Origin of the sequence: Flavobacterium piscisymbiosum (assembly GCF_020905295.1) — a bacterium.
GTDB lineage: Bacteria > Bacteroidota > Bacteroidia > Flavobacteriales > Flavobacteriaceae > Flavobacterium > Flavobacterium piscisymbiosum.
Window position 1 is genome coordinate 4,937,565 of sequence record NZ_JAJJMM010000001.1, and the last position, 25,409, is coordinate 4,962,973.

13 protein-coding genes are annotated in these 25,409 nt (G+C 35.2%); 8 read left to right on the forward strand and 5 right to left on the reverse strand.

The genetic code is table 11. The features are described from left to right. Positions 1-11 precede the first annotated feature (11 nt). From LNP81_RS21145 to LNP81_RS21160, 4 genes are all read right to left on the reverse strand, one after another. Positions 12-3,905, reverse strand: a complete 3,894-nt coding sequence (locus tag LNP81_RS21145) for a family 16 glycosylhydrolase (protein ID WP_230039276.1) — start codon at positions 3,903-3,905, stop codon at positions 12-14. Positions 3,906-4,563: 658 nt separating this feature from the next. Next, entirely contained in the window at positions 4,564-7,491 is a 2,928-nt protein-coding gene (locus LNP81_RS21150) for a triple tyrosine motif-containing protein (RefSeq protein WP_230039277.1), read from the reverse strand. Between the two features lie 534 nt (positions 7,492-8,025). Further along, complete coding sequence (locus LNP81_RS21155) at positions 8,026-8,664, reverse strand: HAD family hydrolase (RefSeq protein ID WP_230039278.1); 639 nt, start codon at positions 8,662-8,664, stop codon at positions 8,026-8,028. 280 nt (positions 8,665-8,944) lie between these two features. Next, positions 8,945-9,421 carry an NUDIX hydrolase gene (locus LNP81_RS21160; protein ID WP_230039279.1) on the reverse strand — a complete coding sequence of 159 codons (477 nt, stop codon included), beginning with the start codon at positions 9,419-9,421 and terminating at the stop codon, positions 8,945-8,947. Between the two features lie 390 nt (positions 9,422-9,811). On the opposite strand from LNP81_RS21160, the gene LNP81_RS21165 reads away from it, so the two are divergent. Further along, positions 9,812-10,981, forward strand: coding sequence for a BT3233 family polysaccharide utilization protein (locus LNP81_RS21165; protein ID WP_230039280.1), 1,170 nt, complete (start codon positions 9,812-9,814; stop codon positions 10,979-10,981). Positions 10,982-11,078: 97 nt separating this feature from the next. Here the strand turns inward: LNP81_RS21165 and LNP81_RS21170 are convergent, their stop codons facing one another. Further along, positions 11,079-12,110 (reverse strand): LacI family DNA-binding transcriptional regulator, encoded by a 1,032-nt coding sequence (locus tag LNP81_RS21170; protein WP_346432759.1) that lies wholly within the window; start codon positions 12,108-12,110, stop codon positions 11,079-11,081. Between the two features lie 361 nt (positions 12,111-12,471). Here LNP81_RS21170 and LNP81_RS21175 point away from each other — a divergent pair, with 361 nt between their 5' ends. From LNP81_RS21175 to LNP81_RS21205, 7 genes are all read left to right on the forward strand, one after another. Beyond that, a complete protein-coding gene (locus tag LNP81_RS21175; protein WP_230039281.1) occupies positions 12,472-12,921 on the forward strand; it encodes a NanQ anomerase/TabA/YiaL family protein in 450 nt (149 codons plus the stop codon). A 5-nt stretch (positions 12,922-12,926) separates the two neighbouring features. Then, positions 12,927-13,589 (forward strand): bifunctional 4-hydroxy-2-oxoglutarate aldolase/2-dehydro-3-deoxy-phosphogluconate aldolase, encoded by a 663-nt coding sequence (locus LNP81_RS21180; RefSeq protein ID WP_230039282.1) that lies wholly within the window; start codon positions 12,927-12,929, stop codon positions 13,587-13,589. Between the two features lie 182 nt (positions 13,590-13,771). Further along, positions 13,772-14,584, forward strand: coding sequence for an SDR family oxidoreductase (locus LNP81_RS21185; protein WP_230039283.1), 813 nt, complete (start codon positions 13,772-13,774; stop codon positions 14,582-14,584). Between the two features lie 169 nt (positions 14,585-14,753). After that, positions 14,754-15,938 (forward strand): mannonate dehydratase, encoded by a 1,185-nt coding sequence (gene uxuA, locus LNP81_RS21190; protein WP_230039284.1) that lies wholly within the window; start codon positions 14,754-14,756, stop codon positions 15,936-15,938. Between the two features lie 261 nt (positions 15,939-16,199). Next, a complete protein-coding gene (locus tag LNP81_RS21195; RefSeq protein WP_230039285.1) occupies positions 16,200-17,840 on the forward strand; it encodes a glycoside hydrolase family 55 protein in 1,641 nt (546 codons plus the stop codon). A gap of 245 nt (positions 17,841-18,085) precedes the next feature. Continuing rightward, the gene (locus tag LNP81_RS21200) at positions 18,086-22,189 is read left to right on the forward strand and encodes a two-component regulator propeller domain-containing protein (protein ID WP_230039286.1); all 4,104 of its coding nucleotides are present in this window, start codon (positions 18,086-18,088) and stop codon (positions 22,187-22,189) included. A 215-nt stretch (positions 22,190-22,404) separates the two neighbouring features. Next, positions 22,405-25,407: a SusC/RagA family TonB-linked outer membrane protein gene (locus LNP81_RS21205; RefSeq protein WP_230039287.1), complete on the forward strand. Its 3,003-nt coding sequence runs from the start codon at positions 22,405-22,407 to the stop codon at positions 25,405-25,407. The last annotated feature ends 2 nt before the right edge of the window (positions 25,408-25,409 follow it).

Sequence of the window (25,409 nt, forward strand, 5' to 3'; positions counted from 1 at the left end):
TGGGTTTTAGATTATTGCTTGATCAGTTTTTTAGACCAGCTTTTTTGATCAGATTTAAAGTTCAGAATGTAAATTCCTTTTCTAAGTTTACTTACATCTATGACATCTTCTTTAGCATCAGCATTCAGTTTTTTCTCTACCAGTAATGTTCCTGAATCATCATAAATCGTTACGATTTTGTTGTCTAATTTTTCAGGTATTGCCAATTGAATATAATTGCTTGCCGGATTAGGATATACTGCAAATGCTGTAGTTGTTGCATCAGCTTCTTCAGTTACAACCGCAGCTTTCTTAGCTGTAGAGGCAGATCCGTAAGCTTCGATTTCGAATAGAGAATATCCGTACGGAGCCAAAGCTTTCGCCGTACATAAAACTCTAATGTATCTTCCGGTTCCGTTCACCGTCAAATCATCTGTTCCTCCGTCGCTGGCCGTTTGTGTGTTTACAGTTTCATTTTCGGTAAAAACATTATCCGTCGAAATTTGTACTTTGTATTGGGTTGCAAAAGCGGCTTCCCATTTTAATACTACACGATTGATGTTGTAATTACTTCCTAAATCAACATAAATCCATTCGCTTGCATTGACAAAACTACTCGCCCATCTTGTTCCTGCGTCTCCGTCTGTGGCTTTCGCCGAAGAATAAGTGGCATTTTCTTCTGAAGAAGCTAAAGTTGTTTTGGCTAAAGCCAAATTGACATTGTTTGTTGGCGGCGTGATATTTCGAACGATAACATCGCTGAAAACTCCTGTTGCCAAAGTTCCGTTTGCATGAGAAGTCACTGCCATTCCCACATAAATAGTATTGGCCATAGCAATTGTTCTTGGCGTACCCAATTGTGTCCAGGTTGAACCATTATCTGAAGTATAAGACGTAAATACATTTCCTGCTCTTGTTACACGAAGCCATTTTGGAGTCGTTCCTGTAGCTGTCTGAGCCGTTGTGATTGCTGAAACAGCATCTCTGGATAAAAATTCTACTCCAGCTGCAGCCGTAATATCGGTCATAGCGTGTTTAGAAGTTGGTGTAAGTGTCTCGCGAAACATTACTCCGGCTTTTGCGTAAGTGTTGGTATTGGTTAACGAATTTACTTTGGCTATAATTTCTCCATCGCCCGTAATAGACTGATTTACAAATTGAAATTGATCGCTTGATTCCCAAATATCAGTTCCTGATCCTTTTATGGTAAAAGTTCCGCTGGCATGAGTGGCTTCTCCTGCTGGAGTTACAGCACCTAAATCTGAACTTATCCAAGGCGCTGGTAAAGTTGCCGGAGGATTTTCTGTTCCCACTAAATTTACCGCTCTGATATTATCAAAATAATACGTATTTCCTGAATTTGTTCCCGGTTCAAACAAAAACACAAACCGGTTCACTTCAGTATCTAGTGTCGATGCATCCGGAGCGCTCGCATAAGTAAACGTAATGGTATGCCAGGTATTGGTTTGTTTTACAACACCCTGATAAATACTATGTCTCCCCACAGGATAATTAGAAGGAACCGAAGCACTACTTTCTGCCTGCCATGAAATTACAGATCCAACCGGCGCAGAGGTATACACATCCATAGCAAATTTCTTCGTTCCGCTTTTGAAATCTCCAATATTATTTAAAGCGGTATTGAATGAAAAGTTATCATATAATTCAGTCGATTTTCTAACATATTTTCCAACGTTTGTAGAGGTATTGATTCCGCTTGCACTTGGATTTGGCGTGTTTGCCGTATAAGTTCCAATTGCATCTCTAAACGTGATATTATGAACCGTTTGGTAATCTTCGTAAACTACTCCGGGCGTAAAAGTATCCGGTAATTTAGTAGAACCAATTCTGATATTATCAAAATAATAAGTATCGTTTGTAAAAGAACCTGAATTGGCTAATATCACCATTTGATTGACCGCCAGATTAGATGTTCCCGGATCCGGACTTGAATTATAGTAGAAAGTCAGCGTTTCCCATTGATTCTGTTTGGTCGTGATGGCAACATAATTACTGTTTCTTCCTGTAGGGAAATTAGCCGGAAGCGACGTTGCACTATTCTCTAAATTCAGACTAACCACTGTACCAATTGGCGCTGTAGTATAAACATCTATCATGATTTTATTGGTCTGACTTTTTAATAAACCTGCATCTTCGATATTGCCTTGCGTATTAAAGAAAAGTACATCATATTGTTCGGTAATATTTCGAACATACTTTGCCACATTCGCAGACGAGTTAACCGCATTTGCTCCGGGATTTGCCACAACAGAATATACTCCGGTTGTAGTTCCTTTAATTATCTTATTGATACCATCATAATTCTGAAGAACATCTGTAGCAATAATTGGTTTTTCGGGCGCTGCTCTGGTAAGCAAATTATCAAAATAATAAGTCGTGCCGGTATTCGAATTCGATTCAAAAAGAAAAACTACATTATTAATAGATAACGCGCTTGTATTGGCGTCGATTACTTTTTCGAATTCAAATTCAATAGTTTCCCATTTGTTTTGAACTGTAGTTGTGGCTTTGTAACCGCTATGTCTTCCTGAAGGGAAATTTGTTGCTGTGGTTACTAAACTATTTTCGAGTTGCATCGAGATTTTAGTTCCAACTGGCGCCGAGGTATAGATATCAAAAGAAAGTTTTTTTCTGCCATATACATAATCATTCGCATTGCTGATGGTTACATTTTTGATATTCATAACATCATACAATTCAGAGGCGTTACGAACATATTTCCCCACCAAAGCCGAAGTATTGATTCCTGTAGCCGATGGATTTGCCACCGCTTCTGTCAAAACTCCTGTTTTAAGTCCGTAGACGATATTTCTATTCGATTGAAAATCTTCGTAGATTCTTTCTACCGGTAAAGGCACTTCTGTTACAACGGCCAATTTATAAGTATTACTGGCACATCCTGACACTGTAGTCGCTACAGAAACATCTCCGCCTGTAGTTCCCCAATTTACAGTAATTGTATTGGTACCTTGTCCTGAAGTAATTGATGCTCCAGCCGGAACGGTCCAATTATAAGCGGCTCCGGGAATCGCATTGATCGAATACGTTTTGCCTGTTTCGTTATGGTATACTTTTGCATCGCCCAAAACGCCATACGTAAAACTACCACTGTAAACACGAACATAATCTACTTGCAGCTTTGCAGGAAAGTCAGCCGGAATTGGTTCTACACCTGCTCCGTTTACACTTGTATAAGGCGTTCCGCCACTACCAACAGCCAGATTTAAAATAATATAAAACTGTTGGTCATTAAAAGGCCATCCGCCATTTACAGTCGTTTGTGGCGTGGCAGTATGAAATAAATTGCCATCTATAAACCATTTAATGATATTTGGTCCCCATTCTACCGCATAAACGTGAAATTCTGAAGATAAATCCGTTGGTGAAGAATAACTTCTTCCAGTATAATGATAGCCACCTGCGTCATAATGAAGCGTTCCGTCTACAGATTTTGGGTTTCTGTGCTTGGCTTCCATGATATCAATTTCACCTGTAAAAGGCCAGTTTGAAGTTCCTGCAGGTAACATCCAGAAAGCAGGCCATGCGCCCATTCCGTTAGATAATTTCATACGGGCTTCGATTCTTCCGTATTTGATGGCATATTTACCTTCTGTGGTGAGTTTTGCAGAAGAATACGGTTGTGACGGAAAGGCAGCATTGGGTTCGTATTTTGCCTGAATGTTCAAATAGCTGTTTGTTCCTTCTTTGACAATTGTCGCCTGAGCAGGATCGTAACGCTGTGCTTCGGCATTTCCAAATCCGCAAAGCGATGGACAGCCGTTTCCGGAAATACTTTGCCATTTGGTAGTGTCTACGGTTGTCCCGTTAAATTCATCCGACCAAATTAAGGTGTTGCATTGTGAGTAAACTTTTAAGAGTGGAAATAATGCCAGAACGAGTAACATTAAACACCTTTTTAGTACATTGTAATTGCTTTTCGGTGGTCGGCCGAAAAAAGAGTCTTTTTGTTTCATTTGTTTTTAGGTTATTTGTTAGTAAAGATTATTAGCACAATAAATACCTGCTTATAAAAACAGATTGCTATTGTAATAATAATGAGACAATATTAACAAATAAATCAGGCAAGACTTACATTTTACAATACGGTTTGACTACGGTGTTTGTAAAAAAATGTAATAATTAGCCCGCAAAAAGCGTAAATCTACTTAGGATTTTACTGATAGTAAAAAATTCGTTATGTGTTGGTTATAAACCGATAGAAGATGGATTTTAATTGTAGGAATGTGAAAGAAAATGCAGTTTGCGTTTAGTTTGTCATTTCGACGGAGGAGAAATCTTCGCAAGAAACTCCGCAACAAATGTAGCCAATCTTTGTAGAATTTCTTGCGGAGATCCCTCGTTCCTCGGGATGACAAGATTGCGGTTATGATCGCGATTAATTTAGAACTTTTAGAATTAATACGTTATAAAATAAAACATTTGCGCACATCTGCATCAATCTTTTTAAAATCTGCGTGAAAAATTTTAGCCACAGATTAAGGGATAAAAAAAATTAAAAAAATCTGCTCGATCTGCCAAATCTGCGAGAAAAAATAAACCCATCTAAAAATTCAAAATAAACTCCGTAATATTTGCCTCCGAAGAAAGCTGTAATTTTTTACGAATGCGATATCTCGTGTCTTCAACTCCTCGAACAGAAATCCCCAAAAGTGGTGCAATTTCTTTGGTATTAAAATTCATTCGCAAATAAGCACACAATCGCATATCACGCGGAGTTAGTTCCGGGAAACTACTTTTCAATCGTTGCATGAAATTATCATGAAGCTGATTAAAAATTTCTTCAAACTCATTCCAGTGCTGATCTCCTTGTAATTCGTGATCAATGATTCGGTTGATTTTCTTTAGTAGACCAAAATTGGTATTAAAATCATTGTTCTTATCAATCTGACCAATAAGCTCTTTTATCGAAAGTAAAATTTCATTTAAATGAATAAGATTAACGGTATTCGAAGCAACTTTTGCATTTTTGAGATTAATCGTTGTTTCGAGATTCTCCTTCATAATGGCCATGTTTTCCTGTTCTAAAGCCAGTTTCTGCTCGTTTAATTCGGCGCGATTTCGGAGCAATTCCTTTTCCTGATTCAGGATTAGCTGTTCACGTTCGCGTTCAGCCAGATTTTTTTGGTATTTGATAATCGTATAAATCAAAACGCCAAACAATATCAAATACAAAATATAAGAGCAGGTTGTTCTGTACCAAGGTGGTAGAATTTCAAATTTAAAAACGGCTTCTTCGCTGACAACATCATAAATATTTTTTGCTCTTACGTGAAAAATATATTCGTTCTCCGGTAAATTGGTATATTCTTTTTCGGTCTGAAGATTCCAATCCGACCATTTAGGCTCAAAACCTTCGAGCCAATATTCGTATTTAGTTGCATCGGCCTCATCATAACAAAGTGATGCAAACGAAAAGTGCAAAGCGTTATTCGAATACGATAAAACAGGCGAAAATGTATTTGCCGATTCTATATTGGTTGGAAGTACATCATATCTGCTGGAAAACAACAAACTGTCTTTTGGAAAAATACATTTAACCTCAGAAATTATTGCTTTGTACTTCGACTGATATTTCTTGTTTTTGGTGGTATTATAGTGAATCAATCCTTCTTGTGTTCCAAAAAACACATCTCCGTCTAAAGTCGTCTGAATATTCTCGAAACCCGGAATGTATAAATATCTCAGTTTTCGAAAAGGCAATTCTTCTACAGTAAAACCTCCGCCCGCTTTATGCTCCATTTTTCCGGTATTCTCTCCAGAAAGATACCAGATATTGTTTTGAGGATCTTCTTTAAGCAAACGAATATGACTGTTCATTCCCAGATATTTCTTGAAATTACTATCAGGAATCATTTTCTTTGAATGAGTATCTTGTTTGTAAACACCTTTTGTGGTTCCAAAAAGAATCTGATTCTTAATTTTGAAATTATTTAAAAACAAACTCGACGGAAAACCATTTTTATCATTATAAAATTCAATGTTCGAAACAGCATCAAATGTTTTATTCAATCTCATTTTGAAGATGCCTTTGTAACCATGCGCAATCCAGATATTCTCATTTTCATCGGTTACAATTACCCTACTGCTTTCTTCAAAACCTTTTATTTTATGTTGATACACCCAGGAATTATTGATCTGTTTTAATAAATACAAGCCATTATAACCGCCCACAAGCAATAAATCAGGATGATTCGGAATAAGAACACCTTGCCAGGCACCATCTGTTCTGGCTAACAATTGTGCCGAATTACCTTTGATCTCAAAAACTCCATTTTTCTCAAAAGCCAAAAGTGAGTTTCCAAAAATGCCAATATTCCATACGTTTTCAGACATTCCTGATATATGCTGAAAGTGAACATTCTCATGCTGGCCATTTTTGTAAGCATTCCAATCCAACCAAAAAACACCATTATCAGTAGCGATATACAATTTGTTTTGATAAATCTGACTGCAATATATTTTTGTTTCTGAATTCGATGTATCGATTATTTTTGATAACGGCGACGAAATCTGAATCATCGAAATACCATCTTTTAAAGTTACCCACAAATTGCCTTCCCTATCCATTTTAAGGTTGGTCACATAATCATTTTGTAAACCTGTCTGTTTATTAATATGCTGAATTAAATCTCCTTTGCTATTAATAACTATCAATCCGTTTTGACGAGTTCCGATTCCGAAATAGCCATCAGAAAGTAAAATCCCAGTTGATATCTGATTCTGTTTCAATACATTATCTGCTTCGGTTATAAAAGGTTTTAACAGATTGTTTTTGTAAACCAATAAACCTTTCTTTTGTGTCAGGATGATCAAACCTTCATTGGTTTCAAAGATTTTCCTAATCTTCATTCCAATAAATTCTTTACTGTTCGGAATTTCAACTAAGGCATCATTTTCTAATTTCAGCAAACCTTGTACATTATCTGAAACATAGATTTCTTTGCCAACTTCAAAAAATTCATCAAACTTGGCCTCAGATCGTATTACTTTGATTTTGTTGTTTTTAAAAATAAAAAGTTCTTCATTCGAGAAAAAAATTACTTCTTTATGGCGAATAACCGTATGCAATACATCACCAAAATTTCTGGCAGAATCCGGCAGCAACTTTACCAGAGAAGTGTATTTATATTGTCCGTTTGGTAACTGAACCGTATAACCAAATTCGCCCTGAGCACCAACATACATTTTATCATTTTTATCGATCGCAAGAGAACGAACCATACTTTTATTTTCCGGCTGTGCCACAATGCTCCATCTCACGCCATCAAATTGCATAATACCAAAATGATTCGCAAAAAACATCATGCCTTTAGAATCCTGCAAAACATCCCAGTTTTCAGATGCTGCTTTATAGGATTTAGGGTTGTAATTGGTAATAAAAGGAACTCCAATTTTTTTAATTTGGGCATTAACAATTGGATACAAAAGTGATATCCATAGAACTAAAATTCTAAGTAAAAATTTTGTCATTTTTGTTTCGGTCTGTAGGTTAGTTCGTAGCTTTTTAAGAGCTACAGTCTCAAAAATCCCCCTTTGGGAAAAGGCATTTTTAAGCAAAAAAAGACATTCTTATTACTACTCTTAAAATTATAATTTCACAATTAAAAGCATCAAAAAAAATGAATCTCTATAATCAAATATATAAAAATTTATTTTAATGTAACAAATTACATTTTAATTAAAGAATTTGGTAATGAAGAAATTAGAGAATATTCTAATTAGATAGTGAGAAAATTTAAAAAATTACGTAACCATGATCTTGTCATTTCGAGGAACGAGAAATCCTCGCGAGAAGCTCCATAAAGATTGGATTTTCGTTGCGGAGTTACTTGCGAGGATTTCTCGTTCCTCGAAATGACAAAACTGGCTCAATTGCTTGTTGTAACGCATAGAATGGATTAAAATCCATCCCTACAAAATGATTCGTTCCTACGGAACTTTTTTATGAAATACAGCACACCTAATTAATAATTTACTCAGTTTAGGAGGGTCGAAAACCGTTCTTTAAAATTGAAGTATTTTGCTTAACTCTTCATAAGAATGAAAAAGCTCCGCTCCTTCTTTTTCTAAATCTTCATTATTATAACCATTGGCAAAACCGTAAACTTTAAATCCGCCTTTTATTCCAGAGATTACCCCGGCTTTGCTGTCTTCGATTACGATGCAATCTTTTACTTCAAATCCCATTTCTTTTGCAGCGTGCAGAAAAATTTCGGGATCTGGTTTCCAGCTATTAATTTGGTACGAACTGAATATTTTATTTTCGAATTTATCCAGTAAACCTGCCACTTCAAGATTCAGTCTGATTTTATCAACCGGACCGCTTGAAGCTACACAATATGGAATCTTTAATTTATTAAGAAATTCAACGATGCCTTCCATTGGTTTCACCTGCGTTTTAAAAGCTTCGAAACTTTTCTCACGATAATCTGCTTCAAAAGTATCGGGAAGTTTTTTGCCAATAGCATTCTCGATATACAGGAAACACTCTTTTAATTTACGACCGTTAAAATCGCGATACGCATCTTCCAGTTTCATCTTAAAACCATATTCTGCTGCCATTTCAAGCATGATTCCGTTACCAATTTTTTCAGTATCTACAAGAACTCCATCACAATCGAAAATAATACACTTAACTTCCATATTTTTTAATTTACATTTTTAACCAGTTGGGTGTAATTATTTTTAAAACATAGAAACATAGAATTATTGAAATCAAAAAAAGACGTTTCACTTGCATTAAAAAACATAGCTATGTGTTAGAAACGAGTTTCTTTTGATTTACTTTTTTCAAAATCATAAAATCTATGTTTCTATGTGTTTAATTAAATTTTTATCCATTACACCCAACGGTTACATTTTTAATTATTCGGCTTGACCGAAAATGTAAATTACAAAATTATTCCCGAAAGCAAGACAAATTTTAGAGCGAAGAAGAAATTTTAGAAATAATCTGAACAATAAAATCAGCCTGTGCGGGATTTATTTTTTTCAAAGCATGTTCGGTTTGAAACCATTCGGCTTTGTCAACTTCCGGAAACGATTGTTGTTTTCCTGATTTTGGAGGCCATTCCATTTCGAAGTCGTTACTTTTTACAAGCGTTGCATCTATATCAAATTCTAGTGCCCAGGCAAAAATGGTTTTACCTGATTTTAGTTTTACTGAGTCAAGTTTAATAAAATCGGTTTCTGATTCGGTTTCTAATTTAAAACCGGTTTCTTCGTAAAACTCTCGTTTTGCAGCATCAAGCGGATTTTCATCCTCCGTAAATTCTCCTTTCGGAATCGACCAGCTTTCTAAATCCTTATTCTTCCAAAACGGACCACCCGGATGAACCAATAAAAAGAATATCGTTTTGTCAATAAATTTGTAGAGTAAAATACCGGAGCTTTTTTTCATGGGGTTTTAAATTTATCATCTAAAGATAGTATTTAATTATTACGCTAATTACTTAATTTACTCACTTTGCTTTGGGCAATATTTTTTATTAAACACATAGAAACATAGATTTTATCTTTAGAAAAAGACAATCAAAAGAAACCAGTTTCTCATACATAGTCCAGATCCCGAAACTTCGGGACGGGATTATTAATGAAAGTAAAATGCCTTTTTTGAGTTCAACTATCCTATGTACCTATGTGTTTAAATAGTTCCAACCAATAGATCAAGTTAATTCTATTATCCAAATTCTGCACATATTTACCCCAATTCTGTATTTTTAATCAATTATCTATTTGTAATTTTATCATTCTTAAAATGTCACTTTACAAACATTAAAAAATAACCACTTTGAAAAAGCCTGTTTTATTTCTCGCAATTCTGGCAAGTAGTATTGCCGTTCATGCTCAAAACAAAATCATTACCGTTACCAATTCCCTTCCTATAGATCGTGAATTCGAAACCATTGAATTAACCAAAAAATCCCTTGGATTACCCACTTCTGTTAAACTGGAAAATTATACTGTAAAAGAAGCTGGTACAAATACTTTTTTGACCACACAATCTATCGATAATGATGGTGATGGAACTATTGATGTACTATTATTTCAACCTAAAATAAAAGCTTCATCACAGCAAGATTTTGAAGTTTTGGTTGCCGAAAATCCATCAAAAGAAACTACAATTAGTTGTTATTCGAGATTTGTTCCGGAACGAACAGATGATTATGCATGGGAAAATAATAAAGTCGCCTTTAGAACTTATGGTCCTGTGGCTCAAAAAATGGTCGAAGACAAAATTGCGGGCGGAACTTTAACCAGCGGAATTGATGCGTGGCTAAAAAGAGTCGATTATCCAATTATCAATAAATGGTACGAAAAAGCCACTAACGGAACCGGAACGTATCATAAAGATACTGGCGAAGGTTTGGATAATTTTCATGTAGGTGACAGTCGTGGTGTAGGCGGAATTGCCGTTAAGGTCGATGATAAATACTATTTTTCTAAGAATTTCACTAGCTGGAAAACCATCACAACCGGACCTATCAGAACAAGTTTTATCCTGACTTATGCCGATTGGGATGTAAAAGGCAACAAAATAACCGAATCGAAATTAATCAGTCTGGATTACGGAAGTTACCTTTCTCGTTTTGAAATCAACATTACCGGAACAAAATCTATTGCGGCCGGATTAACGCTGCATGATAAAAAAGGAACTATTGGAACCAATATAAAAGAAGGCTGGTTGAGCCATTGGGAACCTATCGATGATTCTGAAATTGGAACCGGAATTGTGGCTCCAAAAAATACTTTAACAAGTTTTGATAATCATATTACCGAAGATAAAGATTTAAGTAATCTTTACGGAAAAATTGACGTAAAGAACAATAAAGCAATCTATTATGTTGGTTTTGGATGGAAAAAAGGAAGCCCGTTTCAAACTCAAAAACAATGGGAAACGTATTTGAGTTCGTTTGCTAAAAAGATCAATAATCCGTTGGTTGTTAAGGTGAAGAAATAGTTTCTCGCAAAGGCGCTAAGTTACTAAGATTCTAAGACTAAAAACTTTACGACTTAGCGCCTTTGCGAGATTAATTAAATAACTTTACAGAAAAAAATCACTTAGGTGCAGGAAAATAATTCTCTTTCAGAATAATTTCCAACGGAATATAATGTGTATTCTCTACAATTTCCTGCAGGACCAGTTTTTTATACAAGTGATTAATTCCCATATACCCCTGCTCTTCCGGTCTTTGGTTGATTAGAAAGTCGATTACTCCTTTATTGAGGTATTTGATATTATCTTTTAATAAATCGTAACCAATAATTCTCACGCCTTTTATATGGTTTTGTTCTAAAAATCTTGCGACAATATAAGCTCTCGAATTGGGTACAAAAACACTATTGATGCCGGAAAACATTTCCAGATTCAATTGATCAATTCCGGAATCTTTGATGGTAATTTCAGAAAATTTAAAATTCCTGAGTTCATTATGATCTTTAAAAAACGAATAAAAACCATTGATGCGCTGCAAATAAACCGATGTACTTTCGATCTCTCTGGTGATTTTAAAAATCAGAATTTGTCTTTCATTTTTTACCGCAAAACTGATTAGTCTTCCGGCAAGATAACCACTCTGAAAAGCATCTTGTCCAACATAAGCATGTTCGTCATTATTAGAAATATTCGAATCGATCATGACAACGGGAATATTTTTCTTTTCATATTCACTTAGAAAACGTACCGATTCTTCATAAAAAATAGGAGCAAATAAGAGTCCATCGCAATCAAATTCCAGCACTTTTTTAACGGCTTCTTTAAACGAAGCTGCATTAAAATCATAAAAGAAATAATCCAGTACAATACCGAATTTACTAAACTCAATAGCTGCTTTTTCTATTCCTGTAATTTGGCTTTTCCAATATTCCAGATTTTCATATTGAGGTAAAAATACTGCAAAATGAAACTTTTTATTCAAGGCCAGATTACTCGCCAGAATATTACGTTTGTAGCCATATTGCTCAATAATTGCATTTACTTTATCTACATTTTCCTGAGCAACCTGCCCACGATTATGTATAATTCTATCAACAGTTCCAGGGGAAACGTTGGCTAATTCGGCAATTTTTTTTATCGTTATGATATTGATGAGTTTTAAGTTAAATGATGCTTTAGATCATTCGAAATTATTATTTTTTTATTGAATATAAGTTGTTTTACTTAACTTTTTATATACATTTGTAAAAGCCCGTGTGCGTACACGCAAATATACAAATGTGTTTGAAAAAAACATTATATTAGAGAAAAATATTTGGAGTTGATTATCGCTCTGACAGGATTCATAAAAATTTTCATGACAAAAGACAGTGTAAATAACTAATATTGATATATAAACATTTAACATTTATAAACCAGTATTTTAAGCAAAACAATATAAAGTAATTATTTAACTAAAAAGTAGCATTAATAATTATTTAAAGTTCAAATAGAAAACATAAAAACCAAATAAAATGATTGTAGATTCATTACAAAACGCTGCAAAATATTTCAGCCTTCATCCTAAATTCAAAGAAGCATTTGATTACGTAAATCAAAATGACATTAGCAAACTCGAAGAAGGTGCATTTGAAATTGCCGAAGGATTAAAAGTTATCGTAATTGTTGGCGAAGGCGCAACCAAAGAAGAAAGTATAAAAGGTTTTGAATGTCATGACCAAAATATCGACATCCAGATTTCGATAAAAGGTCCTGAAACTTTTGCATGGAAACCAAGAGAAAAATGCGTGAGTCCAAACGGGGAATACAGCGACGAAAGAGATGTTCGTTTCTTTCACGACAAACCGGATATGTTTTTTGAATTGCAGGAAAAACAATTTGCGATTTTATTTCCCACAGATGTTCACGCGGCTATGATTGGCGAAGGAACAATTAAAAAAATCGTCATTAAAGTTAAAATTTAAAACTGATGAGCACCATTCAAAAAACCATCGATGTTATTGCTGAGCAAGTTATTCTTCCGTTGTATTTTACAACCGATGAAGCTATTAGTGTCGAAATTTTAAGAACGCTTTACAAAGCAGGAATCAGAGCTGTAGAATACACCAACCGAGGTCCTGAAGCGCTATCGAATTTCAAAAAAATGGTTGCGGTTCGAAATGCCGAATTACCTGAAATGTTATTAGGTATCGGAACAATTAAAAACCTCCAACAAGCCAAAGACTTCAACGATGCAAAAGCCGACTTTTTTATTAGTCCGGGTTTTGTTCCTGAAGTGGCTGATTTCTTAAAAGATCAAGAAGTTTTATACGCTCCGGGTTGTATGACGCCAACAGAAATTATAGCGGCTGAAAATGCCGGAATAAAACTCGTAAAGCTTTTCCCCGGAAACATTTTAGGCACAGAATTTTTAAGCAGCATAAAAGATGTTTTCCCATCATTGGTTTTCATGACTACCGGCGGTGTAGAACCTACTCATGCCAGCATTGAAAGCTGGTTTTCGGCCGGAGCCTCTGCGGTTGGATTAGGAAGCAAACTCATCAGCAAAAAACGTATAGAAGAGCAGGATTACGATGTAATTGAAAACGAAACTAAAAAAATGCTGGAGATAGTAGCAACAATAAGAAGATAACTAATACCTAAAAAATATTTAACACATAGAAACATAACTTTTAAAACTGAAGAATGTTTTTTAAGAAAACTAGTTTTTTCATATAGTCTATGATTATTAATGCAAAGTGAAACGACTTCAAACGTTCCAAAAAACTATGTTTCTATGTGTTTAAAACATTACCTATAAATTTAAAATTTAATATGGATTCAATATTTAATCTAAAAGGAAAAATTGCATTAATTACCGGAGGTGCCGGAGTTTTGGGAAGCAACTTTGCAAATGTTTTGGCCCAACAAGGCGTTATTGTTGGAATCGTTTCTCAATCGATTGAAAAGGCTAATAAAGCTGTACAAAACATAGAAAACAGCGGCGGAAGAGCTTTTGCTGTTCAGGCCAATGTTTTAAACAAAGAAGAACTAGAAAAAGCCAGAGATTTTATTGTAGAAAAATACGGTCGTCTTGACATTTTAATTAATGCTGCAGGCGGAAATATGCCTGGAGCAACTATTAGTCCGGATCAGGCGATATTTGATATGAAAATCGATGATTTACAAAAAGTAGTCGATCTTAATATTATTGGTACAATGTTGCCATCGCAGGTATTTTCGGAACTTTTTGCGAAACAAAAATCAGGAAATATCATTAATATATCATCGGCATCGGCACAAAGACCTTTAACGAGAGTTGTGGGATATTCGGCTTCAAAAGCGGCAATTGATAATTTTACGCAATGGATGGCAGTTGAGTTAGCTCAAAAATATGGTGAAGGAATTCGTGTAAATGCGATTTCTCCGGGATTTTTTATAGGAGAACAAAACAAGGCTTTATTACTTACTCCTGAAGGAAAACTAACACCAAGAGGCGAAAAAATTATCGAACATACGCCAATGGGAAGATTTGGAACTCCGGAAGATATCGACGGAGCGCTTTTATTTTTATGCAGCGATATGTCAAAATTTGTAACAGGAACGATCTTAAAAGTCGATGGCGGATTTGCTGCGACGAGCATTTAAAATAATTAAAAAAGAACACCAATTTCACAAATTAGCACAGATTGGTTTGTGAAAATTAATTTTAAAAATTAATCGAAAGATAAAATTAGTGTCAATTAGTGAAATTCGTGTTTAAAAATGAATACATAAAAGGCTTTAAAAAACAATCATCATCAATAAATATAAAAAAATGGAACAAACGTTAAGATGGTTCGGACCAAACGATCCCGTTTCTTTACAAGATATTAAACAGACCGGAGCTACCGGAATTGTGACCGCATTACACCATATTCCGAATGGGCAAGTTTGGGATATTGAAGAAATTATCAAGCGAAAAGTTGAAATTGAACACGAAAATGGTGACCCTAAAAAAGGCGCTTCGGGTTTAATTTGGTCAGTTGTTGAGAGTATTCCGGTGCATGAAGACATTAAAAAACAGACCGGAAATTATCTTCAATACATTGAAAATTATAAAGAAAGCATTAGAAATCTGGCTTTATGCGGAATAAAATGCATTTGCTACAATTTTATGCCAGTTTTAGACTGGTCGAGAACGGATCTGGCTTATGAAACTGCCGACGGATCTAAAGCGTTGCGCTTTGATATTAATGCTTTTGCTGCTTTTGAATTGTATATTCTGAAAAGACCCGGAGCAGAAAATGAATATTCGGCAGCGCAAATCGAAAAAGCAAAAAGTTATTTTGAAGCCATGACTGCTGCTGATAAAGTAAAGTTACAGCAAAATATTCTGGCAGGACTTCCGGGTGCTGAAGAAGCATATTCTGTAGAAGATTTTCTGATTACGTTAAGTGGATACAATCATATTGACAAAAAGGCCTTGAAGGAGAATTTGTTTTTCTTTTTAAAAGAAATTATTCCGGTTGCTGAAAGTAAAGGCGTATTGATGGCGATTCATCCTGACGATCCTCCCTACCCTATTTTAGGTTTGCCAAGAGTTGTAAGTACTGAGGAAGATTTGATCGAATTGATGAATGCTGCTCCTTCAAAATCAAACGGATTTACGATGTGCACGGGTTCATACGGCGTGAGAGCTGATAATGATTTACCGGGAATTGTAAGACGTCACGGTGATAAAATGAATTTTATTCACCTAAGAAGCACGGAACGTGATGCTGAAGGAAGTTTTTACGAAGCGAATCATCTTGAAGGCGATGTTGATATGTACGAAGTCGTAAAAGCGATTATTGAAGTTGAAAAAAGAAATAACAGTCAATTGCCAATGCGTCCCGATCACGGACACCAAATGTTGGACGATTTGAATAAAAAGACGAATCCCGGATATTCGGCGATTGGGCGTTTGAGAGGTCTGGCTGAATTGAGAGGACTTGAAATGGGAATTAAGAAGTCGCTTTAAAAGTTATCGTAAAGCTGCTTTTCTTGCCACGAAGTCGCTAAGACGCGAAGTTTTATTTAAAGTCAACTTTATAAAATGGATTGAGAGAATCTTTTACGCAGATTTAAAAGGATTTAAGCGGATTTACGCAGATATTATCTACAGATTTTTATTAATTAAATCTGCACGATTTGCTTAAATCTTTTAAAATCTGCGTGAAACAAAAAAATTGCGTCTTTGCGCCTTGGTGGCAAACCACTAACTAACCAAATAACCACAACCATGAATACCCAAACCATCCTCATTTGTTGCAGCCTTTTTGTAAATAGTGTAGTCATGGCGCAGCAAACGCCCAAAATACTTACGGATTCGAAAGCCAACTATTTACCTGATTTTAGTTATGCCGGTTATCATTTCGGCGAAAGCCAAATTCCGGAAGTTCAGGGAAAAATCATTAATGCTACAGATTATGGTGTAAAAGCGAATGACGCTCTAGATGATTCTAAAGCTTTACTAAAAGCTGTAAAAGCTGCAAATGCTATTGAGGGAAATGTGATTCTGCAATTGCCTGCTGGACGCATTATTCTGAGCGAAATTGTATATATCGAAAGGAGCAACTTTGTAATTCGTGGCGCGGGTTCTGGTGAAAATGGAACTGAAATTTATTGCCCGAGACCGATGATGTACCTCAAAGATTCGGAATCATTGGCCGAACTTCGTGAGTATCTAACTACACTCGATAAAAGACAACGCGAACCGGAAAATAATGTCGATTTGCCTTTCTCGCAATATGCCTGGTCAGGTGGATTTATCTGGACGCAAATTCCGGGTGAACGTGTAAAATCGTATTTGGATAAATACGAACCTACTCCAAATCCTTTAGCTAAAGTAAGTTCCGGAAATATGGGTGAACATATCATCAATGTTTCGGATGCAAAAGGTTTAAAAGTGGGCGATATTGTCGAATTGCAATTGTTTAATAAAGATGGCGAAAATGGCGAAATCATCAAAGATTTATACAAAGGTGCCAATGTAAAACCAGGTTCTCATCATTGGAAATTTCCGAAACTTCCTATCGTACGACAGCAAGTTGAAATTACCAAAATATCAAACTCAAAAATTACAATCAAAACGCCTTTGACAATTGCTATAAAACCCAGTTATCAGGCGCAATTGGTCGAATGGAAACATTTAGAAGAAGTCGGGATCGAGCATCTTCGTTTTACTTTTCCTGATATTCCAAGAGTTGCGCATCATGTTGAACCCGGAAACAATGCGATATTTTTAACACGTATTTTTAATAGTTGGGTAAAAGATGTTACGATTACGAATGCTGACAGCGGAATTTTAGGCGAGGAAATCTCGAACGTTACCATTCAGAATATTGTTACCGATGGTCCTCATATGTCGCATTATACGGTGACTTTGGGCGGGGTTCATAATGTATTGGTCAGGAATCTTAAAATTTATAATAAAGCCGTTCATCCGTTAAGTTTCAACACTTTTGCTACTAAAAACGTGTATCAGGATTGCGAGATTTTTGCCGATGCTCTTTTAGATCAGCATTCGGGAGCGAATCATCAAAACTTATTCGATCATATTACCGTACATATAACACCGGATAAAAACAACAGTTATTACTTGTTTGGCGGTGGCGGCGCGGATTACTGGAAACCTTCGCATGGGCCATTTAGTACTTTTTGGAATCTGAATGTTCTGGTCGAGAAACCAGCTGAAATCACAAAACCAGTTTTACTTTACGGCATGAAAGATGGGGCTTTTGCAAGAATTGTTGGTGTGAATGGAAACGCCAAATTCGAAGTAAAATATGAACCTGATGCTTATATTGAATTTTTGAATACGCCGATGGACAAAGTTCCTTCTCTTTATAATTATCAATTAAAAAGGAGATTAAAGAAATAATATTTAAACACATAGAAACATAGCTTTTTGGAACGTAAAAAAGGCGTTTTGCTTTACATTAAAAAACATAGCACTTAAGGTTTAGCTATGTGTAAAAACTAGTTTTTTGAATCACCTTATTTGACAAAGAAAATCTATGTTTCTATGTGTTTAAAAAAATGCACCAGATAGCCATCGGATAAAAAATTAATCCTTAGTATAAAAAACTTTCTCCCTTTGTTCTTTTGAACCTAAAAAAAAATGCTATGAAATACAAAATAGCCTTTCTTGTAACAATGCTTATTTCCGGGAATATATTCTCCCAAAATAAATATCGCCTGAAAAATATCTCGACCACCGACGGACTTTCGCAGAACTCTGTTATTGCCATACATCAGGACAAATTTGGACAAATGTGGTTTGGTACACGCGATGGTCTCAATAAATACGATGGCAGCCGATTCACTATTTACAGGAATGATGTTACTAACAAAACGTCTATCAGCAATGATATCTTATCTATTGAAGAAGATGAATCTGGAAAATTATGGATTGGAACTTACAATGGACTCAATTGTTATGACCCGGTTAGCAATACTTTCAATAGATATTTACACGATAAAATCAATCATACCATAAATAGTAATACCATTTGGTGTATAAAGAAAATTGGAGATGAAATGTGGTTTGGAACTTCAAAAGGATTAACTGTTTATAACAAAAAAACAAAACAGTTTTCCTCTGCTTTTCATTCTTCACAAGACAATACAACGCTTCCAAGTAATAATATTATAAGCATATTAAAAACTAAAAAAGGTCAGATCTGGATTGGAACGACAAAAGGATTGTGCGTGTTAACAAGTAGAAAAAACGGGAAATTTTCTTTTAAAAATTATCCGTTAAATACTATTGATTTGCTCAATGTATCAGCAGTTGTCGAAGATCGTTTTAACAATATCTGGGTTGGAACAAAAAACAAAGGGCTTTTAAAATTCGATCCATCAACAAACCACTTTGTTTCGTTTTTATCTAATGAAAAATACAAGGAAATTAACAATGAAGTCCGTGCTTTGGCTATTGATCATAAAGGCTCAATCTGGATTGGTGCCTATGACGGAATTTATGTTTTAGGAGAAGATAAGAGTATTCAAAAAATAAATAATAACAATAGTAATAATAGTCATAGCAGTGGAATCGAAAAAGTAAAATCGATTTTTGTTGATAAAAAAGGTTCTGTTTGGGTGGGCTGTTATTACAAAGGCGTAAATATGTGGGATATTTCGAACGCGAATTTCTTCAATTACGATCAGAATTCGAAAAAGATTCCGATGAGTTATGATGTGGTGAGTTCAATTGTTACTGACAAAAAGCAGAATATTTATTTTGGGACAGAAGGCGGCGGCGTTACTGTTTACAATAAAAACACAGAAACTACTAGTTACATTACCAACAAAACTGGACAAACGCCCATAAATGATATTAAATCAATGTGGTTTGCGGACAATAATGTCTTATGGATGGGAACTTTCTCCAAAGGAATTTCTGCTTATAATACGCTAACCAAAAATTTTGAAAACGACCGGATTTCGCCTCAATTGAAGGATTCCCTAAAAGATGTGGGGGTTTATTCTATCAAAACAGAAGGAAACGACGTATTGTGGATGGGGACTTTTAGCAAAGGATTGATTCGCTATAATACGGTTTCTAAAGCTTTTCAATTTATTAGAAATGAAAATGCAAAACCAAATTATCTAAGCAATAATTATGTACGAACGGTATTGGTCGACAAACAAAAAAGACTTTGGGTGGGAACACTGAGCGGACTAAATCTTATTGAGCTTCAAAATTTTCAAACCAATAAATACGTTGTAAAACACTTTTTTTATGATGATGTTGCTTTATCCGGAGATGATATTTTGACATTATTTCAGGACTCTCAAAATAAAATCTGGGTAGGGACAAAAGCAAAAGGACTGCATTATTTTGATGGAAAAAAATTCAACAGAATTAATCTGAAAATTAGAAATACCGTTATTACAGCGATCCATTCGATTCTTGAAGATGATAATAAAAATTTATGGATTAGTACCAATCAGGGAATTATAAAATACAATACTACTCTAAAAACAGCCATTAATTATGATCAAAAAGACGGTATCGTAAATAATGAATTTAATGATAATGCGGCTTTAAAACTTGATGCCAATAGATTTTATTTTGGAAGCCCGTCTGGAGCAGCTTATTTTGATACTCAAAAGATTTTCGTAAATAAAGATGCTCCACAGGTTTTGATTACTGATTTGAAAATCAAAAATCAAACTACAAACCCCAATGACTCCTTAGGCATTTTAGAAAAAAGTATTGGTTATACCAAAACCATCACTTTGGATTATGACAAGGCTAATTTCTCGATTAATTTTGCGATTCCTAATTACATCAGGTCCAAAAAAAATCAATATAGCTACCGTTTAACCGGACTGGAAAACAACTGGACGCTTACAAAAAACACAGAAGCTATGTTTGCCATTCAGAATCCCGGAACTTATACTTTTGAAGTTCGCGGCTCTAATAATGACGGAGTTTGGAATAAAGTTCCTACAACCCTGACCGTGATCGTAAAACCTGCCCCGTGGCGCAGTATCTGGGCGTTTTTATTGTACGGAATCATAATTGGTTTGGGATTATACGGTTTGATCTGGATCATGAAATCGAAAGCGAGATTGAAACAAAAGCTGGAACTGGAATATCTGGAAACCAAACGAATTGAAGAAAACAATATCGCTAAACTGGATTTCTTTACCAATATCTCACACGAATTTAGAACGCCGTTAACCTTAATTCTTGGGCCATTACAGCAAATTCTCGCCAATTACAACGGTACAAATGAAATGTACAAAAAGTTATTGGTGATTGAAGGAAGTGCGAATCATCTTTTGGGTTTAATTAATCGTTTGATGGATTTTAGAAAACTCGAAAATCATCAGGTTACGCTGGAATCTGCTGAAGGAAATATTGTAAAATTCACCAAAGAAATCTTTTTATCTTTTATCGAATATGCCAAAGACGGCGGTTATAGCTATACTTTTGAATCATCTGAGGAAGAAATTCTCGTATATTTTGATCGTTATAAATTAGAACGTGTTTTTTATAATTTAATTTCGAATGCTTTTCGATATACTCCAAAAGGCGGAGATATTCATCTTAAAATTTCGCATGATGATGAAAATCTTTTTATCGCAATAGAAGATTCCGGAGTGGGAATTGCGCCGGAACATATCGATAAAATTTTTGATTTGTTTTTTGAAGTTCCAATGCACAACAACGTTCAGAAAAACTATAATAAAGGAACCGGAATTGGGCTTTCGATAGTAAAGAACATTGTAAAACTGCATAAAGGAGACATTGAAGTCACGAATAAAGAAACTAAGGGTGTCGTTTTTAAAGTTACGCTTCCGTTAGGAAGAACGCATCTTTTGGATAACGAAATTATTACCGATTTTAGAATTAGTGATGACATCGATCAATATACCGCTCAACTAGATAAATCTAACGTCACAGAACCGGAAGATATTGATGATTTTGTGGTAAACGATCAAAAACAAACTATTTTGATTGTCGAAGATCACAAGGTTTTACGATCGTTCATGAAAAACCTGCTCAAAGAGGATTACAATATTATTGAAGCCGAGAACGGAAAAGTGGCTTTTGAAAAAGCATTGCAGCACGTTCCGAATTTGATTATCAGCGATGTTATTATGCCCGAAATGGTAGGAACTGAACTTTGTTCTAAAATTAAAGCGAACTTAAAAACAAGCCATATTCCGGTTATTTTGCTGACATCGAGAACTTCATTAGTGTATAAATTTGAAGGTTTAGAAAGTGGCGCCGATGATTATATCAGCAAACCTTTCAATTTAATTGAATTTAAACTTAGAGTTAAAAACCTGCTGAATTCGACTGAACGACTGAAAAACAAATTCTCGAGTGATGATAATTTTATTCCGTCGGAAATAACGGTTTCTTCTTTAGATGAAGATCTGTTGAAAAAAGCGTTTAAGATCGTCGAAGAAAACATTTCGAACGAACAATTTGATATTCCGTTTTTCTGTACAGAATTGGGTGTAAGCCGCACGATGTTGTTTCTAAAAATAAAAGCCTGGACGAATTTTACGCCAAACGAATTCATTCATGAAATACGATTAAAACGCGCCGCTCAATTATTGGAACAAAACAAATTAAACGTTTCCGAAATTAGCTATAAAGTAGGCTTCAACAATCCAAAATACTTTAGTAAATGTTTCCAGAAAAAGTATGGGGAAACGCCAACTCAGTTTGCTGACAAGTTTTTTAAATCTTCAGAAGTTTTTTAGGGAATTCATTGTTTTTAAAGGGTTAAAAAAGGGTATCTGTATTTTTAGATACCCTTTTTTGTATTTCTATATCGTTTTCGGCCACTACATTTGTCATTATGAAAATCAGAAAAACAACATTCATAGTATTGCAAATTCTATTTGTGATAATCATAATCGGAATGAGTTTGTTGATTTTCTACTTTATCTAACATTAACCTAAAAAACCAAAATGAATGTTCACAAACCAAAATTTCAAATCGCTTAAATGGTGTTTGCTGGTAGCTTTTTTACTGGTGAATGTTGTTATGAATGCACAGGAAAGAAAAGTCACCGGAAAAGTTACTTCAAGCGAAGACTTACTTGGGCTCCCTGGTGCTAATGTATATGTAAAAGGTTCTTCGGTTGGAGGATCTGCAGACATGGATGGAAACTACAGTGTTTTCGTTTCGGAGAAAAATGCGGTATTAGTTTTTAATTATGTGGGATATCAAACTGTTGAAGTTCCTGTGGGAAATAAAACGGTCATCAATATCAGTTTAAAACCAGATACTAAAAATCTTGATGAAGTTATTGTGGTAGGTTACGGAACCCGTAAAAAGAGCGACATTACAGGATCAGTTTCTTCTGTAACGGCAAAAGAACTGACTGCCTACCCTACTCTAAATGCTGAACAGGCTTTGCAAGGTCGTGCAGCAGGGGTTTCGGTACAATCTAATAATGGTGGTGAGCCAGGCGCTCCCGTAAAAATCAGGGTTCGTGGAGGAACATCTATCAATGCAAGTGGAGACGCTCTTATTGTTGTCGATGGTTTTGCAGGAGTTTCAATGCCCGCACCTCAGGATATTGCTTCTATTGAGGTTCTTAAAGATGCATCGGCTACAGCCATATACGGATCCAGAGGTTCAAACGGGGTTATCATGGTTACGACCAAAAAAGGTAAACCAGGAAAACCGGTAATCGAATTCAGTAATTCAACATCGGTGCAATCTGTCAACAATAAATTAGATTTATTAGATGGGCCGCAATTTGTAGCCTATAGAAAAAGTTTTACCACGCATACAGATGGCGGTGCAAATACAGACTGGCAGGATGTAATTTACCGTGAAGGAATGATTTCGAACACCTCATTATCTTTTTCAGGAGGTTCTGATAAAATCAGGTATTATGTTTCAGGAAACTATTTCAACCAAAATGGAGTCGTAATTAATTCAGGAATCGACAAATACACGATTGTAAGTAATGTTGAAGCAGATTTAACCGACAAGTTTAAAGTGGGTTTGAATATGTTTCAGAGCAAACAAAACAAAGACGGAATTATTAGCCAGACTGGCGCTGGAGGAACTGGTGCAGCGGGTGTAATTGCAGCGGCGTACAGATTTATGCCGGATAAAGGAATTTATAATACCGACGGAACTTATACAACAACGGCTCCAATTGGGGACGATATTGATAATCCGTATGCAACGGCAATGGATAATATTCTGGAGACACTTTCGACTGTAAACAGAAGTAACTTTTTTGCTTCATACCAAATTACCAAAGATTTAAACTTTAAAACTACTTTAGGTTTAACCGATAATAATTCGCAAACCGGACGATATATTCCCTCAACTTTGATTGCAGGAAAAAATGTAAAAGGAGAAGCTTCTATAAACAATACCAAGTTTTCTTCTTTCCTTACAGAGAATTATTTAACGTTTAAACGTGAGATTATTGACAAAGGAATCCTGACGGTTCTTGGAGGATATTCGTATCAAAAAAATAAAAATGACCGTGCTTATGCCGCATCAAGAGGATTTTTAACGAATTCTAACTCTTACCATAATTTAGGTGCAGGAACGGTGTATTTAAAACCGGAATCAAGTTTGTCTGAAACAGAATTAATATCGGCTTTCGGGAGGTTGAATTTTGATTATGATGATAAATATTTATTCACCTTTACAGCACGTCGTGACGGTTCTTCAAGCTTTAGTGAAAACTACAAATACGGGACTTTTCCTTCTGGAGCAATTGGATTGAATGTTAGTAAAGAAAATTTCTTAAAAGACAGTAAAACAGTTTCTAATCTTAAATTAAGAGCAAGTTATGGTGCAACAGGAAACCCGTCTATCGATGCCTACTCTACACTTTCTAAATTTTCTGAAGTGTATGATGTAAGTGGTGACGTGATTGTAAATGCGGTTCAGCTTACGGCAATCAATAATCCCAATTTAAAATGGGAAACATCTTATCAACAAGATTACGGAATTGATTTGGGTTTATTTGATAACAGAATCAGCGTTACAGCCGATTATTATAAAACAATTACCAAAGATTTATTGTTCAACAGACCTTTACCTGGTATTTCAGGAATTGCTTCTCAGCTTCAAAATGTGGGAGAATTGGAAAACAAAGGTTGGGAATTGGGCATTAATACAAAAAACTTTATTGGAGCAGATTTTACATGGTCAACCAATTTTAATATTTCTTCGAACAAAAATAAAATCCTGAAACTGGCTGACAACAAAGATCTTTTAATCAACTCTGCGCCTGGGCATTTTCTTGCAACAGAATCTCAGATTTTAAGAGTTGGTCAACCTGTTGGTTCCTTCTTTGGGTTTGTGTATGATGGCGTAATTCAGCAAGGAGAAGCGGTTCTTCCCGGGAATTTTGAAACTATTGCCGGTGGAGAAAAATTCAAAGATGTAAATGGTGACGGAAAACTGGATTCTAATGATAAAACGATTATCGGAAACCCAAATCCTGATTTCATTTTTGGATTCAATAATGATTTCACGTATAAAAATATTGATTTAAATATCTTTTTTCAGGGTTCAGAGGGCAATCAGATTTTAAATTATACTTTGATGGAACTGGCTTCTGGAAATAATAATGCCACTACAGAAGTTTTGGATGCCTGGACTCCAACAAACACCGATACCAATGTGCCAGTAAATGCGGCAAGAACGAAAAGAATTACTTCAAGATTTGTTTATGATGCAAGTTATATTCGTTTAAAAAACGTTTCTATAGGTTATAGTTTAGATGACAATGTGGTTTCAAAAATTGGATTAAGCAAAGTTCGTTTCTACATCAGTGCACAAAACTTATGGACTATTACCAAATATCCCGGTTCTGATCCTGAGGTAAATTACCTGAATGATAACAATTCAAGAAGTAATACCAATTTAGGATTGGATTACGGAAGTTACCCGAATGTAAGAACTTTCACTTTTGGTTTTAATTTAAAATTCTAGTT

Coding starts and splice junctions, on each gene's coding strand:
- LNP81_RS21145 (WP_230039276.1), bottom strand. CDS start 3,905: ATGTTACTCGTTCTGGCATTATTTCCACTCTTAAAAGTTTACTCACAA.
- LNP81_RS21150 (WP_230039277.1), bottom strand. CDS start 7,491: ATGACAAAATTTTTACTTAGAATTTTAGTTCTATGGATATCACTTTTG.
- LNP81_RS21155 (WP_230039278.1), bottom strand. CDS start 8,664: ATGGAAGTTAAGTGTATTATTTTCGATTGTGATGGAGTTCTTGTAGAT.
- LNP81_RS21160 (WP_230039279.1), bottom strand. CDS start 9,421: ATGAAAAAAAGCTCCGGTATTTTACTCTACAAATTTATTGACAAAACG.
- LNP81_RS21175 (WP_230039281.1), top strand. CDS start 12,472: ATGATTGTAGATTCATTACAAAACGCTGCAAAATATTTCAGCCTTCAT.
- LNP81_RS21180 (WP_230039282.1), top strand. CDS start 12,927: ATGAGCACCATTCAAAAAACCATCGATGTTATTGCTGAGCAAGTTATT.
- LNP81_RS21185 (WP_230039283.1), top strand. CDS start 13,772: ATGGATTCAATATTTAATCTAAAAGGAAAAATTGCATTAATTACCGGA.
- uxuA (WP_230039284.1), top strand. CDS start 14,754: ATGGAACAAACGTTAAGATGGTTCGGACCAAACGATCCCGTTTCTTTA.
- LNP81_RS21195 (WP_230039285.1), top strand. CDS start 16,200: ATGAATACCCAAACCATCCTCATTTGTTGCAGCCTTTTTGTAAATAGT.
- LNP81_RS21200 (WP_230039286.1), top strand. CDS start 18,086: ATGAAATACAAAATAGCCTTTCTTGTAACAATGCTTATTTCCGGGAAT.
- LNP81_RS21205 (WP_230039287.1), top strand. CDS start 22,405: ATGTTCACAAACCAAAATTTCAAATCGCTTAAATGGTGTTTGCTGGTA.